The 16,309-nt window shown below is 70.6% G+C and carries 15 protein-coding genes; 11 read left to right on the top strand and 4 right to left on the bottom strand.

What is annotated here, in order from left to right; translation table 11 throughout:
* Nucleotides 1-19: 19 nt before the first annotated feature.
* Nucleotides 20-496: a DUF6542 domain-containing protein gene (locus EDD27_RS36385; RefSeq protein ID WP_164903949.1), complete on the top strand. Its 477-nt coding sequence runs from the start codon at nucleotides 20-22 to the stop codon at nucleotides 494-496.
* Here the strand turns inward: EDD27_RS36385 and EDD27_RS36380 are convergent.
* Nucleotides 493-936 (bottom strand): nuclear transport factor 2 family protein, encoded by a 444-nt coding sequence (locus EDD27_RS36380; RefSeq protein ID WP_127936424.1) that lies wholly within the window; start codon nucleotides 934-936, stop codon nucleotides 493-495. The two genes, EDD27_RS36385 and EDD27_RS36380, sit on opposite strands and share 4 nt — an antisense overlap.
* A 171-nt stretch (nucleotides 937-1,107) precedes the next feature.
* Nucleotides 1,108-2,076: a 4-hydroxy-3-methylbut-2-enyl diphosphate reductase gene (locus EDD27_RS36375; RefSeq protein ID WP_127936423.1), complete on the bottom strand. Its 969-nt coding sequence runs from the start codon at nucleotides 2,074-2,076 to the stop codon at nucleotides 1,108-1,110.
* A 100-nt stretch (nucleotides 2,077-2,176) separates the two neighbouring features.
* Between EDD27_RS36375 and EDD27_RS36370 the strand changes: the two genes are divergently transcribed.
* From EDD27_RS36370 to EDD27_RS36360, 3 genes are read left to right on the top strand one after another with little or no spacing between them, the layout of a single operon-like run.
* Nucleotides 2,177-3,079: a DUF8129 domain-containing protein gene (locus tag EDD27_RS36370; RefSeq protein ID WP_127936422.1), complete on the top strand. Its 903-nt coding sequence runs from the start codon at nucleotides 2,177-2,179 to the stop codon at nucleotides 3,077-3,079.
* A 26-nt stretch (nucleotides 3,080-3,105) separates the two neighbouring features.
* Nucleotides 3,106-4,317, top strand: coding sequence for an exodeoxyribonuclease VII large subunit (gene xseA / locus EDD27_RS36365; RefSeq protein WP_127936421.1), 1,212 nt, complete (start codon nucleotides 3,106-3,108; stop codon nucleotides 4,315-4,317).
* Between the two features lie 25 nt (nucleotides 4,318-4,342).
* Nucleotides 4,343-4,699 (top strand): VOC family protein, encoded by a 357-nt coding sequence (locus EDD27_RS36360; protein WP_127936420.1) that lies wholly within the window; start codon nucleotides 4,343-4,345, stop codon nucleotides 4,697-4,699.
* 36 nt (nucleotides 4,700-4,735) lie between these two features.
* Here the strand turns inward: EDD27_RS36360 and EDD27_RS36355 are convergent, their stop codons facing one another.
* Complete coding sequence (locus EDD27_RS36355) at nucleotides 4,736-5,338, bottom strand: TetR/AcrR family transcriptional regulator (RefSeq protein WP_127936419.1); 603 nt, start codon at nucleotides 5,336-5,338, stop codon at nucleotides 4,736-4,738.
* Nucleotides 5,339-5,419: 81 nt separating this feature from the next.
* Here EDD27_RS36355 and EDD27_RS36350 point away from each other — a divergent pair, with 81 nt between their 5' ends.
* The gene (locus EDD27_RS36350) at nucleotides 5,420-5,833 is read left to right on the top strand and encodes a nitroreductase family deazaflavin-dependent oxidoreductase (protein ID WP_127936418.1); all 414 of its coding nucleotides are present in this window, start codon (nucleotides 5,420-5,422) and stop codon (nucleotides 5,831-5,833) included.
* 101 nt (nucleotides 5,834-5,934) lie between these two features.
* Here EDD27_RS36350 and EDD27_RS36345 read toward each other — a convergent pair whose 3' ends face one another.
* Entirely contained in the window at nucleotides 5,935-6,177 is a 243-nt protein-coding gene (locus EDD27_RS36345) for an exodeoxyribonuclease VII small subunit (protein ID WP_164903948.1), read from the bottom strand.
* A gap of 229 nt (nucleotides 6,178-6,406) precedes the next feature.
* Between EDD27_RS36345 and EDD27_RS36340 the strand changes: the two genes are divergently transcribed.
* From EDD27_RS36340 to EDD27_RS36315, 6 genes are all read left to right on the top strand, one after another.
* On the top strand, nucleotides 6,407-6,733 hold the full coding sequence (locus tag EDD27_RS36340) for a hypothetical protein (RefSeq protein ID WP_127936416.1): 327 nt from the start codon (nucleotides 6,407-6,409) through the stop codon (nucleotides 6,731-6,733).
* 625 nt (nucleotides 6,734-7,358) lie between these two features.
* On the top strand, nucleotides 7,359-8,078 hold the full coding sequence (locus EDD27_RS36335; protein ID WP_241564445.1) for a conjugal transfer protein: 720 nt from the start codon (nucleotides 7,359-7,361) through the stop codon (nucleotides 8,076-8,078).
* Between the two features lie 81 nt (nucleotides 8,079-8,159).
* Nucleotides 8,160-8,405 (top strand): hypothetical protein, encoded by a 246-nt coding sequence (locus EDD27_RS36330; protein ID WP_241564884.1) that lies wholly within the window; start codon nucleotides 8,160-8,162, stop codon nucleotides 8,403-8,405.
* Nucleotides 8,406-8,460: 55 nt separating this feature from the next.
* Nucleotides 8,461-11,553 (top strand): TcpE family conjugal transfer membrane protein, encoded by a 3,093-nt coding sequence (locus EDD27_RS36325; RefSeq protein ID WP_164903947.1) that lies wholly within the window; start codon nucleotides 8,461-8,463, stop codon nucleotides 11,551-11,553.
* Between the two features lie 47 nt (nucleotides 11,554-11,600).
* On the top strand, nucleotides 11,601-14,078 hold the full coding sequence (locus EDD27_RS36320; protein WP_127936412.1) for an ATP-binding protein: 2,478 nt from the start codon (nucleotides 11,601-11,603) through the stop codon (nucleotides 14,076-14,078).
* Entirely contained in the window at nucleotides 14,075-16,309 is a 2,235-nt protein-coding gene (locus tag EDD27_RS36315; RefSeq protein ID WP_127936411.1) for a type IV secretion system protein, read from the top strand. The genes EDD27_RS36320 and EDD27_RS36315 overlap by 4 nt, the downstream gene beginning before the upstream one ends.

The following is a 16,309-nucleotide window of genomic DNA, read 5'->3' as shown; positions in this document are numbered from 1 at the left end:
CAGGCGTTCGGCTGTCAGGTTGACCGCTCGAGGCGCCATCGCGCTCGCCCTGGTCGCCACCCTGGCGGGCTATGTGGTGGCGGCGCTGACGGACGTCCAGGAGGTGGTGGGGGCGGCCTTCGTCCTGGCCAGCCTGCTGGGGGCGCTCCTGGTCAACCGCCGTGAGCTGCTGTCGCTGGTGGTGACGCCGCCGCTGGTGTTCTTCTGCGCCACGTTGTTCGTCGAGCTCGGGCGGGCGTTCGGCTCGGTGTCGATCGTGCAGTCGCTGGCGCTCGGCCTCTACACGTCGCTGACACGGGGCGCGCCGTGGTTGTTCGCCGGGTCGGCCATCGTGCTGGGCGTGGCGTGGCGGCGTGGGCTGCGCGACAACGTACGTGAGCTGCGGGAGGAGCTGAAGGCGGGCGCCGAGGTGCCGCGCCCGCGCCAGCCGTTCGTGCCGGAGCCGGAGGGCTATTTCGAGCCCAAGATCTACGGGACGCCGCGCGGCGAGGACTAGCCGCCTGCGGCTGCCGTGGCACCTGCGGGACCTTCCGGAGGAGGCGGGACGAGGACGTCGTTGATCAGCTGGGTGTCGGTGTACTCGGTGATTTCCGCGATCTTGCCGTCGCGCATGCGCATGATCCAGCAGTACCGGTTGGGGTAGCGGCGGCCGGAGCGGGTGGTGCTGTGGTTGCGGCCCTCGACGACGACCAGGTCGCCCTCGGCGATGATGCGCTCGGCGCTGACCGTGTTGGGGCCGGTGAGCTGCGCCGCCAGCGGGGCCAGGAGTTCGTCGAGCACGGCACGTTTGCCCTGGTAGATGCGCGACCATGCAGTGGATCCGATGATCGTCCACCGGACGTCGTCGGCCAGCGCGTCAACGAACGGTCGGCCGTTGCCCCGAGCGGTCTCGGTGAAGACGTGCCACAGGAGTTGCTTGTGATCCTCGACGGTCATGCCGCGAACCTATTGGATGTGGATCATGATGGGATAGAGCTGCCTTGAAGCGCATCAGCCGCTGAACGACCTAGGGCCAATGGGCACACCGGCTCCGGGCGGCCACCGCGGTGGTCTTGTCCTCCTGGAGCCGTTCCTTGTCCAAGAACGGCTCCAGGGGGACGGCGAGGACTAGGAGACGGTCCTGAGGTCCTTGCGCAGCTCATGGGGCAGCGCGAAACGCATGCTCTCCTGCACCGGCTCGACCTCGGTCACGTCGCCGAACCCGTGCTCGGCCAGGTACGCGAGCACCTCCTCGACCAGCTCCTCAGGGACCGAGGCGCCGCTGGTCACGCCGACCGTGGTGACGCCCTCCAGCCACTCGTCCCGGATGAAGCCCGCATTGTCGACCAGGTAGGAGGCGTCGGCGCCGTAGTCCATGGCCACTTCGACCAGGCGCTTGGAGTTGGAGGAGTTTTCCGAGCCCACCACGATCACCAGTTGCGCCTCGGCGGCGATCTCCTTGACCGCGATCTGCCGGTTCTGGGTGGCGTAGCAGATGTCGTCGCTCGGCGGGTCGAGCAGGTTGGGGAAACGTTGCTTGAGTTTGGCGACGGTCTCGGTGGTCTCGTCGACCGACAGCGTGGTCTGCGACAACCAGATCAGCTTGCTCGGGTCCTTCACCTGCACCCGGTCGACCGAGTCGAGCCCGTCGACGAGCTGGATGTGCTCGGGAGCCTCGCCGGAGGTGCCCTCGACCTCCTCATGGCCTTCGTGGCCGATCAGCAGGATCTCGTAGTCCTGCCCCGCGAACCGCTTGGCCTCGTTGTGCACCTTGGTGACCAGCGGGCAGGTGGCATCGATGGTGCGCAGATTGCGCTGCTTCGCCGCGGAATGCACGGCCGGGGAGACGCCATGGGCGGAGAAGACCACGATCGCGCCCTCGGGGACCTCCTCGGTCTCCTCGACGAAGATGGCGCCCCTGGCCTCGAGCGTCTTGACGACGTGGGTGTTGTGGACGATCTGCTTGCGTACGTAGATCGGGGCGCCGTACTGCTCCAGAGCCTTCTCGACCGCTACCACGGCTCGATCGACTCCGGCACAGTAGCCCCGTGGCTTGGCTACCAGGACTCGGCGGGATGTAGGGGTCTGGGGCTCCATACTTTCTATGCTACGTGGAGCGGCCATCAAGCCCGCGCGTGCGTGGTCGTCCGCGGTTTGCCAGACTGGCCGTCCACTACAGACCTCCCAGGGAGACGTCATGTCCCTCAGCGACGTGATACGCAACATCGCCAAAACCATTACCAACAAGGACGAGATGAAGGAGAAGGTCAAGGACCTTCCGCTCATGGTCGTCCAGTCCACGCTCAGCGCCGCCGGACAGGCGCTGCTGCTGGTGGACCGGGTGAAGAACTCCATCAAGGGCCTTGGCAACAAGGAAGAGCGCCAGGAGGAGCAGGCTGCCCGCCCCTCCGCCGCCGGCCAGGTGGCCGCGCCGCCGGCCGAGGAAGAGCCCGCCGAAGCTCGCCGTAAGGAGCCGGTCATCTTCGCGCCGCGGCCCGGCGCAGCCGAGCCGAACGGTGCCGCGAAGACCAAGCCCGACCCGGTCATCTTCGCGCCGGCGGGCAAGAAGGAGCCGGTCGCCACCGCCGAGCCCGAGGCTCCCGCCACCGAGCCGGCCGCCAAGACGGAGCCGGCCGCCAAGACGGAGCCGGCCGCCAAGACGGAGCCGGCCGCCAAGACGGAGCCGGCCGCCAAGACCGAGACGGCGCCCAAGCGTGCCGCCAAGAAGGAGGCGGCGCCCAAGCCCGCAGCCAAGACGAAGGTCGTGGACGAGCCCGCGCCCGCCGCCGAGCCGAAGGCCGCGCCCGCCGTCCCCAGGGCCGTCACCGAGCCCGTCGTCGAGGAGCCCTCCGCTCCGGAGGCCGTCACCGAGCCGGCCGTCGCGGAAGCGCCCGCTGCCGCGCCTGAGCAGGTCGCGAAGCCTGCCGAGCCGCTGCCGGGCTACGACGAGCTGACCGTCGCCTCCCTGCGCGCCAGGATGCGTGGCAAGACCGCCGAGCAGATCGGCGACTTCCTGGCCTACGAGCGGGCCACGCAGGGCCGCCCCGAGGTCGTGCGGATGTTCGAGAACCGCCTCGCCAAGCTGCAGGCCGGAGAGTAGTCGGAGCGAGCCCGTAGTCTTCCGCTATGCCCGAGAAGACCTCACCCGAGTCCCCGCTCCCCATCCGCACGGTCCTGCAGATGGTGGGCGGCTGGATCGCCAGGCTCGGCACGGTCTGGGTCGAGGGCCAGATCACGGATCTGAGCGCCCGCGGCGGCACGGTGTTCCTGACCCTGCGCGACCCGGTCGCCAACGTGTCCGCCAGGGTCACCGCTCCGCGCGGCGTCTACGAGGCTGCCGTGCCGCGACCGGCCGACGGCGCCAGGGTCGTCATGCAGGTGAAGCCGGACTTCTGGGTCAACAAGGGCTCATTCGCCTTCACCGCCCTGGAGATCCGCCCGGTCGGCGTGGGTGAGCTGCTGGCGAGGCTGGAGCGGCTCAGGCAGCTGCTGGCCGCCGAAGGGCTCTTCGGCGCCGAGAGGAAGCGGCGGCTGCCGTTCCTGCCGGGCACGATCGGGCTCATCTGCGGCCGCGACTCCGCGGCCGAGCGGGACGTGCTGGAAAACTCCCGCCGGCGCTGGCCCGCCGTGCGGTTCAAGGTCGAGGAGGTGGCCGTCCAGGGGCCTTACGCGGTGGGCGAGGTGACCGAGGCGCTCCGCAAGCTGGACGCGGACGCCGACGTCGATGTGATCGTCGTCGCCCGCGGCGGCGGCTCTCTGGAGGACCTTCTGCCGTTCTCCGATGAGACGCTCGTCCGCGCGGTGGCCGCCTGCCGCACGCCCGTCGTGAGCGCCATCGGTCACGAACAGGACAGCCCGCTGCTCGACCTGGTGGCGGACGTACGCGCGTCCACCCCCACCGACGCCGCCAAGAAGGTCGTGCCCGACGTCGGGGAGCAGCTCACGCTGGTGCGCCAGCTCCGCGACCGGGGCCGCAGGGTGGTGAGCGGCTGGCTCGACCGCGAGATGTCCTGGCTGACATCCGTACGCTCCCGGCCCTCACTGGCCGATCCCGTACGCGAGCTCGAGCGCAGGGCCGAGCAGGTGGAGTCGTTGCGTGACCGGGCCAGGCGCTCCTTGTCCGGCTCGCTCGACCGGGCCGCCGACGACCTGGTCCACCTCAGGGCCCGCCTGATCGCGCTGTCCCCGGCGGCCACGCTGGAGCGCGGGTACGCCATCGTCCAGCACCCTTCCGGCGAGGTGGTGCGCCTGGCCAAGGACGTGGCGCCCGGCTCGTTGCTGACGGTCCGCCTGTCCGACGACAGACTGACCGTTCGAGTGGAAAACGAGGGCGCATAGCGGGTCCGAGGTCTACGTTCGGGACATGAGAGGACTCGTGCAGGTCGCCCAGCACGCCGACGACCTCGACAGGGCCACGGCTTTCTACCGCGATGTGCTCGGCCTGCGGCACCTCGCCACCTACCGGCCGCCCGGGCTGGCCTTCTTCGACCTCGACGGCGTACGGCTGCTGATCGAGAAGGGCGCGCCGTCCGCGGTGCTGTACCTCGCCTCCGACGACCTCGACGCGGATGTGGCGCGACTGCGGGCCCATGACGTCGTGATCGTCGAGGAGCCGCATCTGATCTTCACCGACGACGGCACGTTCGGCACGCCGGGCAAGGAGATCCGCATGGCCGCGTTCAGGGATTCCGAGGGCAACCTGCTCTGCCTCATGACCTGAGCACGCGCATGCTGGGCTTCATGCTCTGAGCCGCAGCTATGGGCGGGTGACGGCCGCGACGAGCGCCGTCAGGCCCGATTTGATCGCGTCGATCGTCATGCCGCGCTCCTCGGTCTGCACGGCGATCAGGCGGGCGTTGACCGGCGCGAGCAACGCGTCGGCCAGGAACGCCGTGTCGGCGAGCGGGCAAGCCTCGGCGACCAGCGTGGCCAGGTGGATGTGGTGCACCTTGTAGGGCCCGCTGAACCCACCTCGCTTGCCGCCCTGCTCCAGCAGCAGGAACAGCTCCTGCTGCGCCGCGATACGGTCGACCAGCGCGTGCAGGAACGCCGTGATCCGCTCGGCCGCCGGGGCGCCCGGGCCGAGCGGCGGAGGGCCGGCGAAGAACGCCGACTGGAACTGCCGCTCCCGCTCGTCGAGCAGCGCGTAGACCAGCCCGGACCGGTCGCCGAAGCGGCGGTAGACGGTGCCTACGCCGACGCCGGCCACTCGGGCCACTTCGTCGAGCGACAGCTCGGCGGCGCCGCGCTCGGCGATCATCCGGCCCGCCACTTCGATGATCTTCTGCCGGTTGCGCGCGGCGTCTGCCCGTTCCGGCTGAGGTTGCCCGACCAGGGGCAAGGAACGACGTCCGCGCACGTGTGGAGCATACAGCTTGTAACCGGAGAGTCCTCCGATTAGTCTCGAACCGGAGATTTCTCCAATTTTGAGGAGCTGACTATGCCCAACGAGTTCAACCAGCAGGTCATCGATGAGTTCCGTGCCAACGAAGGACGTGTCGGCGGCATGTTCGAGGGCGCGCCGCTGGTGCTGCTCACCACCACGGGAGCCAAGAGCGGCAGGCCGGTCACCACGCCCGTGATGTATCTCGCGGACGGCGAGCGCTACGTCGTCATCGCCTCCAACGCCGGCGCGGACCACCACCCCGCCTGGTATCACAACCTGCGGGCGACGCCCTCGGCCACCGTGGAGGTCGGCACGGAGACGTTCGAGGCCAAGCCCGTCTTCATCGAGGGTGAGGAGCGTGACCGGCTCTACGCCAGGATGGTCGCGCAGGCGCCCGGCTTCGCCGAGTACGAGGCCAAGACGAGCCGCCGGATCCCAGTGGTGGCGCTGCTGCCCCAGGCCGCCTGAGCATCCCTCGACGCCAGGGCGTCCGGTCGTCGGAGCACGGCGCCGGCGAGGGGATGCCGTCGGGTGTGGTGCCCGCAAGGGCGGGCCGTCGGGTGTGGCGGTCAGAAGGGCGCGTCGTCGGCGCCTGAGGTGGGCTCGGAGCGGCGGGCCATGGCGGCGGCCAGCTTGACCCTGGCCCCCTGGAGCCACTCCTCGCAGACCGCCGCCAGTTTCTCCCCGCGCTCCCAGAGCTCGATCGACTGCTCCAGGGTGAGACCGCCCGTCTCCAGGCGGCGCACCACCTCGGTCAACTCCTCGCGGGCCTGCTCGTATGAGGGCGCCTTCTCGTCTGCTGCCACGGTCATCAGCCTAGACGGGCCGGACGACATCCGGCGCGCAGCGTTCAATCCGTTTACTCAGAGTCGTCATTCGCTACGCTAGGTCGCCGTCGATGGATGGCGGCCAACGCCCACTACGGCGTCTGACTCCCGGGAGCGCTCTGATGTCTGATCCCGGGACAAGTGATGCGTCAACCACTATGGGCCCCCGCGCGTCGAATCGTCACGGCGTTCACGCTGACTCGGGAGGCCCCTCATGATCCGTCGCATCATCCGGAAACGACGCTCCGCGCCCACCCTGGCGGGCATCAGCCTCGAGGAGGAGCTCGCCCTGATCAGGGTCGAGCTCATGTACGGCCTCCGTGTCAACCGGGAGGCCTACCTCCGCAGGAAGGTCGACGAGCGCAACGAGATGGCCAGCCGCATGCGCGAGAGCGACACCGCGGACATGCTGGCTGACCTGCGCGGCTCGCTGGAGCGGGCAGTGCGCCCCACCGTGGTGGACCTCCAGAGCCGGACGACGGTCGTGGACCTGCAGAGCAGGCGGCAGGGGCAGTCCACCCAGGACCCAGAGCCCGCCTGACGCACCCCTCCGCTCGCGCTCCATGCCGAATGCGTAAGGCGTGAGAGTCCATGCCTATTTTGGTCAGGAATCCATGGCGGCCAGGCTAGGCGATTTTAGGCGTCTGGCCTGGTCAATAGGCGATTCGACTGGGAAGTGACAGGAATCGGCACTGGAGCCTGTCATCGTGCCCCGGTTTGCCGTGAGGGCTGTCGTGCCTGCAGCATGGGCGTGGCTTTCCTGGAAGAATGGCGGAGACCGGATAGGGTGACTACTTCACCGCGGATGATGGGGATCGGCAACGGACGACACCGCGCCAGCCGGGGGGATCGGCGCGAGCGGAGGCGTGATGGCTCGTAGGTCTACCGTCCAGCACGATCCTCGGATCGCTGACGGGCCCGGGCTTTCCGCAACCCTGGACACGGCTGACTTCGACGCGCCGCCACCCCGCAGGCCGCGCCGTGGAGGCTGGTCCGGTGGCGGCGGGCGGTGGCTGGTGTGGACCGGTCGCATCATTCTTTGGGCGCTTATCGTGGTTATCGTGGTGAATGGGATCCGTGCCCCATTTGAGCGGTTTACCCAGCAAGAAGCGGTAACACCCAATGGCGCCGCAGTGGCGAACAACGGATTCCCGGTGGATCGTGGCATGGCTTTCGCCGCCCAGTTCGCCGGGGTCTATCTCAATTTCAGCCCAGAGGACGACGTCAGCAGGTCACGCAAGCTGGCGGCGTTCCTGCCCGACGCCTCGGACCCGCGCATGGGCTGGGACGGCCTGGGCAAGCTGGCGGCCGTCGCCATCCAGCCGTACGACATCGAGACCACCGACGCCCAGAACGCGGTGGTCAGCGTGGCCTTCCAGTCCGGCCCCCGCAGGCTGATGTTGTCGGTGCCGATCTACTACGCCGGCGACGAAGGGGGCAAGAGGTTCGTCGTCTCCGGCCGCCCGGCCATCCTCCCCGCGCCCGCTCCTGCCGAGCTGCCTCAGGTGGCGCCGCCGGAGACCGACGACGCGGCCGCCGCCGAGCTGAAACCACAACTGGAGGGCTTCTTCAAGGACTACGCGTCCGGCGACGCCGCCGGGCTGCAGCGTTACGTGGCCGCCGGCAAGAGCCTGCCGAGCTTCGGCGGCGCCTTCACCTTCGCAGAGCTCAAGAAAGTCGTGGTGCCTGTGGGGGGTGCCACCCGAGAGATCCAGGCGGTCGTCGTGTGGGTCGTGCCGAACGGCGAGGCCCAGGCCACCCCGAACGCCACCGACCCCGCCACGGTCGGCGCGCGCTTGGAGCAGGCCTACCGGCTTACCGTCGAGAAGCAGGGCGACAAGTGGTTCGTCGCCGACATCCGCGGCGCCGGCCGGGTCGTTGACTAGAGGCTCGGCCGCGCTGCCGATCGGTACCCCCCGGGAGGACGAGAAGTGATCTTGAAGACCCTAACGCTCACCTTGATCGAAATGTCGCCGACCCCCACGTCGACCGGCATCGACACCGGAGGGCTCGCCGACTTCCTGCGCGCGTTCTTCGCTCCGCTGTTCCTCGTCGTCGTGTCCGTGGTCGCGCTCTTCTTCCTCTTCACCCGCGAGATCACGCGATTCGTGCAATTCCTGATCTTGGCCGTGGCCATCGGAGTGATCTTCTACGTTCCCAACATCATCGAGGTGACGGCGAAGGCAATCGCGGGCGCACTGGGCATCAGATAAGTGGTTGAGACCGTCCCGCGGCGGTCATACACGAGCGGGTGGAGAGGAGGACCGGGTGGACCTGCCCACGTATACGAACATCTGGCGGATAGAGAAGCGGCTCTACAAGCTGTACGACCTACGGCTGCCGATGCCGCTGCCTATCGTCTGGATCGGCGTCTTCGTCGGGGTGTTCATCCCGTGGTCCCTCCTGCTGATCCTCGTAGGCGTGCCGGTGGCGATGCCGTGGCACGTGCTGTTCCTGGTGCCGCCCGGAATCGTGACGTGGTTGTCGACCCGCCCCGTCATCGAGGGGAAGCGGCTCACCGAGCTCCTCGAGTCCCACTTGCGTTACCTGGGCGAGCCGAAGGCGTGGTACCGCCTCAAGCCCGTGGGCGAACCCGAGACGATCACCTTTGCCGCGCGCGTGTGGCGTACCTCCCCAGCGCGGGCCAAGGCCAAGCGGCCGGGCAAGAGCCGTCACCCGCAGCGCAGGCGCGAGGAGCAGCGGATCGCCGGGCCCCGCCAGGTGCGCCCCGCCGTCGCGGCCGCTGCCGCCGCGGCCGGCCACGCTCCGGTCGCCGAGCCGGCGGCCACGCGCACCGGCTGGGGCGCCCGCCGCGGCGCCGCCGCGCCCGCGCTCAAGGCTCAGGCGCGCCAGCCCGCTCCTGCCCCGGCACGACGCGATGAGGGGCTCTCCGGCGGTCCTGGGCACCGCCAGGACCTGCCCGTGGTGGTCATGCCCGGGGACGACTCCGGTACGACGTCGCCGCCGTCGCCCGCACGGGTCGAGCGCGAGCCGTCGACTCCGCGCACCAGCGGCAGGACGGACAGCGGCCAGAGAGTTCGTGGTCGGTCGGACGGCGGTCCGTCGGACAGCGGCCGCTCAGACGGCGCTCGGACGGACAGTAGGCGGACGGACGGCGCTCGGAAGGGCGGCGGGAAGTGGACCGGCGGTCGGCGGTTCTCCGCCCGGGAGGGTGCGATCAGGCAGGCCGCGAGCCAACAGGCCGCGCTCCGGGATGCGGCACTCCGGGAAGCGGCCATCCGGGATGCGGCGCTTCGCGAGCCCTCCGGTCCGGAACCCTCCGGCCGTGAGACTACGGACCGGGCCGCGGCGACTCCCCAGACTGCGTCTCCTGCGGCCGCGGGTCCTGAGCCCTGGGCCCGTGAGGTCACCGGTCCTGAGGCCGCGGCCCGTGAGGTCGGAGCCCCTGAAGCCGCCGGCCATGAGAGCGATGACCCCGAGACGGCGGCCCATGTTGCCGCAGCTCCTGAGATCGGGGCCCATGCGACCACACCCCCCGAGATCGCCGGCCATGAGAGCGATGACCGGGAGACGGCGGGCCACGAGAGCCGGCCCGATGGTGACGATGGCCGGGGAAGCGGGGTCCACGAGCGGACGGGCGATTCCGGAGCTCACGGTGAGGCGGAGGACGTGCCTGGGGCGGTCGTGCCGATCAGGACGGCGCAGAGTCGCAGGCCTGCCGCGGGCAAGCCGATCGACACCGAGGCCCTCCGGCGGCTGAGGAAGCTCGCGGCCAGCGCCGACGCGCCCGCCGAACCGGCGGCCGACCGCGGGGAGAGGGCCGGCCCGGTCGAGGGCGACCGCCCCGAGGACGAGGTCGCGCGAGACCAGCACAGGAAGGGACAGCCGCCCAAGCTGGGCCCTGCGCTGGCGGTGCAGGGCAGCCAACGGGTCTGGCCGCCGCTCAACCCGAACGCCAAGCCGTTGCCCCGTCCCGGCGTCTCCCGCCCCGGCCACGCAGGCGAGCAAGAGCCGGGCCGGCGCGATGTGCCAGGCCAGGACGCCACGGCGGCAGACGAGCCCGTCACGCACAGCACGGCGGGCGACGCGCCGTCCGAGGGCGCCGGAACGCGCCCGCCACGTGGGGTCGCCGACACGCCGACCGGCCCCTCGGCGCCGGCCGGAGCGGGGAACCGGCCCAGGCTGACGCCGGTCCCGTCCGATGACCCCGCCGTGACGGGGGAGGGAACGACCGGCGATCGCGGGGCCTCGGCGCCGGGCGTGCCGGACGATCGCTCTGCGGCGGCCGCGCGCGGTCGGCCCGCACCGGCTGAGCACGATCGGCCTGCCGCTGCGGCGTGGGAGCAGTCTGCGGGGGCGGAAGGCTCGATCGGTGGCCCGGCCAGAGGCGGGCCTGGGGCGGTTGAGGGGCTTGTGGGGCCGGTGCCGAGCCCCGGTGAGACGCGGGTGCGCAGGGTCGAGTCCGTGATCGGGCGGGACTCCGGCGGCTGGCGGCGGATCGCTCAGGTGGTCGTCGGCGGCAACAACGTACGGACCGACGGGTCCGAGATCGACGAGGCCAGGGCCAGGGCCGTGTTCAGCGGCAGCCGCAGGATCGTGGTCCTCGGCTGCACCGGCGGCGCCGGGCAGAGCACCACGGCCCTCATGCTCGGCCACACCTTCGCCACCTACCGCGACGACAGGGTCGTGGCCGTCGACGCCAACACCGGCGGCACCACTCTGACCAGCAGGATCCAGCCGGAAACCCCGGAAACTCTCACGTCGCTGCTGTCCGGGCTGGACCGGGTCAGCGGTTACCTCACCATGCGCGGATACACCACACGGACGGCCTCCGGGCTCGAAGTGATCAGCGCGGACACCGACGCGGGCGCCGAGCAGCGCCTCGCGGACCGGTCCTTCTTCTCCGACCACCGGCTGGGCGAGTCCATGCGCCTGCTGGACCGCCATTACAAGCTGGCCGTGATCGATCCGGCCGCCGCCCTGGCGGCCCGGCTCCTGCCGTACGCGGACCAGCTCGTCCTCGTGGTCCCGGCGAGCGAGGAGGCGTCCGAGGCGGTGGCGATGACGTACGAGTGGCTCGACGGGCACGGCTGCGCGGAGCTGCGCAGGCGTGCGGTGATGGTCGTCAACGGCGTGAGCAGGCGTTCGATGGCCGACGTCGAGCAGGCGGAGTCGGTGGCCAGGGGCAGATGCCGGGCCATCGTCAGGGTCCCCTGGGAGGACGATCTGGCGCCCGGCGGGGCCGAGATCGTCGATCCCGGGCAGTTGCGCGCGGCCGGGCGGCGGGCCTATCTCGCCCTTGCCGGTGTCGTGGTCGCGGGCTTCGCGGCACAGACCGTACGACCGAGCGAAGAGGAGTTGGCGAGTGACCCCCCGGGCACGAGAATCGGTGAGCGTTAAGTGAACAAGCGAGCAGGCCTGGCCCGGTCATGCGCCGAGGGGGCGGCATGACCAGGGCGTCCCGAGCGCACCAGCGCCTCGCGGTCCGCTACTTCGACGACCGCATCCTGCTCACAGACACCTGCGCATGGGCATACTTCCGCCTCCCGACGGTCAGCTACGAGTTCGTCACGCCAGAGGAGCGTGAGGCGCTGGCCACCAACATCACGATCGCGCTGGCCGCGATCAGGATGCCCGACGCCGAGGTCCATCTGAGGGTCGCGCACCGCACGTACCCCGCCGCGGAGTGGGCCATGGCGCTCAACGCCACGTCCGACGAGGGGCCCGGCTGGCGCGACTACCTCGAGGAGATGTACCGGCACGTCTGGGCCAAGGACTTCTGGACCAAGGAGGTCTACCTCGGCGTGCGGTTGGGCCCGCGGGGCAAACAACTCGGCAGCGGCGTGCTCGCCCAGCTGTTCGGCTTCTACCAGAAGACCGAGAAGGCGCTCGGCATGGCGGACGACCACGTACCCGACAGCGAGATAGGGCGGTGGACCGAACAGGCCGAACGCCTGGGCCGAGCCCTCGCATCGAGCGCTCTCTACGCCCGGCACGCCACCTCCGTCGAGGTGGCGTGGTTGTTCCAGCACGCGGCCGCGGGTGCGCTCGGCGACCCGCCGCCGTCGGCCAGCCCGCGGCGGCGCTGGGGCAGGGGCGAGATCGAGTCGCTGGTCGAGGGCGAGATCCACAATGGCAGGTCGCTGCTGCGCATCGTGCAGCCGCAGGGCGACTCGTACGTGGCCAACCTGTCGTTCGCCCGTTTCCCGGACCTGATGCCGTTCCCCGACGGCGAGCCGTGGCTGCACTTCGCCGACCAGTTGCCGTTCCCGGTGGAGATCTCGTCGCGGATGCGGCTGATCCCGCCGGTCAAGGCGTCGAAGGACGTGGCGCGCAAGCTGGCGCACGCCCGCGACATGGACCACCACATCCGCGAGGCCGGCGCGGAGGCGCCGCTGGCGCTGGCCGAGCAGATCGACGCGGCCCGCATGCTGGAGCACGGCATCACGAAGGAGCGGCTGCCCTTCGTGTACGGCTGGCACCGACTGATCGTGTCCGCCCCGACCGAGGAGATCTGCGTGCAGCGGGTCGAGGCGGTCGTCGAGCACTACCGGGACATGGGCATCGATGTGGTCAACTCCACCGGCGACCAGTTCTCGCTGTTCTGCGAGTCGCTGCCGGGCGAGAGGGTACGCGTCAACGCCTACGCCCAGCGCCAGCCGCTGCGTACGATCGCGGGCGGCATGGCCACGGCCACCGTGGACCTCGGCGACCGGCTGGGCGAGGGCAGCGAGGGCTGGCTAGGCCCGTACATCGGCGAGACCGTCGGCCGCGCCCGCAGCATCGTGCACTTCGATCCGCTGGTGGCGGCCACCCGCAACCGGCCGACCGCCATCGCGATCACCGGCGAGCCGGGCGGCGGCAAGACCACGCTCGCCCTGCTGATGATCTACCAGATGGCGTTGCGCGGCGTGACGGTCGCGGTGATCGACCCGAAGGGCGACGCCGAGTCCCTGGTGAAGCTGCTGGAGAGGCGGGGCCGCAAGGCGAGGATCATCCCGCTCGGCTCGGCGGCGCCCGGCCTGCTGGACCCGTTCTCCTTCGGCGACGACATCGCGGCGAAGAAGACCATGGCCACCGAGACGTTGCGGCTGCTGCTGCCGCGGATGTCGGAGGAGCGCGAGTCGGCGATGATCCAGGCGGTGGCCGCCGTCTCCAACCAGCCCGACCCGTCGCTCGGCAAGGTCGTGGACCACCTGGAGGCGGCCGACGACCCGGCGTCGAAGAACCTGGGCGCCGTCTTGCGCTCGATGTCGGAGATGCACCTGGCCAGGCTCTGCTTCGACCCCTCGGGCGGCGACCAGATCGACACCGAGGGGTGGACCACCGTGTTCACGCTCGGCGGGCTGACGTTGCCCGACGTGGCGACGAGCAGGGAGGACTACTCCTATGAGCAGCGGTTGTCGGTCGCCCTGCTCTACCTGGTGTCCCAGTTCGCCCGCCGGCTCATGAACGGCCTGGACCGGCGTGCCCCGAAGGCGATCTTCCTGGACGAGGCGTGGGCGATCACCTCCACGCCCGAGGGCGCCAAGCTGGTGCCGGAGGTCAGCAGGATGGGCCGCTCCCGCAACACCGCGCTCGTGCTGGTCTCGCAGAACGCGGGAGACCTGCTGAACGAGCAGGTGACCAACTGTCTGTCGTCCGTCTTCGCGTTCCGGTCCACCGAACGGGTGGAGGTGGACCACGTCATGTCCCTGCTCGGGGTGGAATCGTCGGAAGAGCACAAGGCCGTGCTGCGCTCGCTCGGAAACGGCGAATGCGTATTCCGCGATCTGGATGGCAGGGCAGGCCGGATCGGAGTAGACCTGATCTCCGAGGAACTTCTCCGTTGGCTCGACACCAACCCGACGCACGACAAACCCGACGGCAACGGGCATGATGATCTTCAAGGGGGCGTGGGCAGGGCGCAGGAGGTACGGTCATGAAGATCCGGCTATCCCGACGAATCGCGCTGGCTCTTGCGCTGGTCGCCGGCATCCTCCTGGTGCCGCTGGTCATCGGAGGCGTGTCCGCGCCGGCCGCCGCGGCCCCCTGTGACCTGTCGGGCCCGCTCACCCCCGAGGTGGTGGGCGGCGGCACCGACGGCCTGATGCAGGCGCCGATCCCGCCGACCGGGGCGCCGACCACGAACTACGGGCAGTTCGGCATGAGTGGCCAGTTCTGGCACACGCACGAGCTGGGCTGCGCCGACTACGTCGCCGTGCTCGGCAACATGTGGGCCAACGGCATCTTCACCGCGGCCAAGGCCATCGACCGGCTGACGATCACGACATACCAGGCGGCGGCCACCGAAGGGCCGCTCCAGGCGATCAAGGACGTCGTCGACGACATCGTCACCAGACTCGCCGACGCCATGTACTGGCAATTCCTCCAGCCGATCGTGATCCTCGGCGCGATCTGGCTGGCCTGGTACGGCCTGATCCGCAAGCGCGCCACCACGACCACCGAGGGCGTGATCTGGATGGTGCTCGCGGTCACCGTGGCGGTCTGGTTCTTCAGCCGGCCCGGCGACTTCACGGGCCTGGGCAAGGTCGTCACCGACAAGACCGGCGAGGTCGTCAACTCGGCCTTCTCCGGCCTGCCCGGCGCGGGCGGCGCCTCTTGCCTGCCCTCGCCCGGTCAGACCACCCCTGAGGTCAAGGCCGGCGGGTACGCCCAGACCGGCACGCCGGGCGTCGACCAGAACGCCGACGCGCTGTGGTCCACGCTGGTCTGCAAGCCGTGGCTGGTGGGCCTGTTCGGCACCGCCGACCCGCAGCAGCCCATCGTGCGCGACTGGGGACGCAAGGTCCTGGAGATGCAGTCGATCCCGCCGGCCGTGGCCGGCCAACCGGCCCCCGACGTGGGGGCCCGCCAGCAGGAATACGCCGCGCTGGCCGACAAGCTCAGGAACGACCCCCGCTACACGGTCTTCTCCGGCCGCGACTGGTCCAACCGGCTCGGCGTCGCGGTCGGCGCGTTCATCGCCGCCATAGTGGCCGGGCTGCTCATCTTCCTGGTGGCGGTCTCGCTGCTGGTGCTGAAGGTCGGCTTCCTGCTGCTGCTGATCCTGGGACCGATATTCTTGCTGATCGGCGTGCATCCGGGCAGCGGCCGCATCGTCGCCCTGCGCTGGGTGGAGATGCTCATCGGCACCCTGCTCAGGCAGGCTGTGCTGACGATCGTGCTCAGCGTGCTCGTTTACGGGTACGCCCTGATCATCTCCACCGCCATGCCGTGGGGCATGCAGGTGTTGTTCATGGCTCTGCTGACGATCGCGGTGTTCTTCTACCGGCGCCCGTTCCAGCATCTGTTCGCCTCGATCAACGGCCACACGGTCGCCACCCGCATGCTGGGCGAGGCGGCGAGCTCGCCCGTGCTCGAACGGTCGGCGGGCGCGTTGCCGCCGGTCGCGTCGGCCAGGATCGGCCGCTGGGGGCTGCGTAAGGCCGAGCCCCTCATCAGAGCGGCGACCGCGGCCAACCCGGCCGGAGCGGCGGCCACGACGGCCGCGGCGGCAGGACAGGCCAGGGTACGCGCCGAGGAAGGCGAAGGCGCCGCCTCCGGCACCAGGATCCCGGCGACCGCCGCTCCGCTCGACACCGACCAGCAGGGCGGCAAGACAGGCGGCCGGGCCGCGACGGAGCCGCGCAAGGGCACCGCACCGCCGCTCAACCTGGGCACGACCGGCCCCCGAGGCCCCGCCGTCGGCGGGCCGCGCGTGGGCGGCACGGGCGGCCCGCGGCTGGGCGGCGCCGGCGGCGCTTCGTCGGGCGGCGGCTCGTCCTCCGGCGGCGGCTCGTCTTCGGGCGGCGGCTGGTTCAGCAGCCGGTCGGGTGGCGGCTGGGCGTCACGCGGCGGGTCGGCGAACGGCTCCCGTACCGGCTCCACCCGCGGGTCGCGGAGCTCGAGGTTCAGCGGCGGCACGCGCGCACCCGGCTCCGGAGGCGGCGGCCTGTTCGGCGGCTCGGGCGGCGGCGGGTCCCGCTCCGGTGGGGCGAGGCCGAACGGCGGCGCCCCCAGAGCCGGAGGCCCCCGGATCTTCGGCGGCTCCGACCAGCCGGCCCCCCGCGCGTCCGAGGCGCCGCCGCTGTGGCTGCGCAGCAGCCGTAACGGCGGCTCTGACGACCCCTCCGTGCCCTTCTGGCTCAAGCCGAACAACCCGGACAAGGACTGA

The sequence above is a fragment of the Nonomuraea polychroma genome, from assembly GCF_004011505.1.
In the GTDB taxonomy this organism is placed as follows: domain Bacteria; phylum Actinomycetota; class Actinomycetes; order Streptosporangiales; family Streptosporangiaceae; genus Nonomuraea; species Nonomuraea polychroma.
This window is presented reverse-complemented; position numbering and strand designations above follow the sequence as displayed.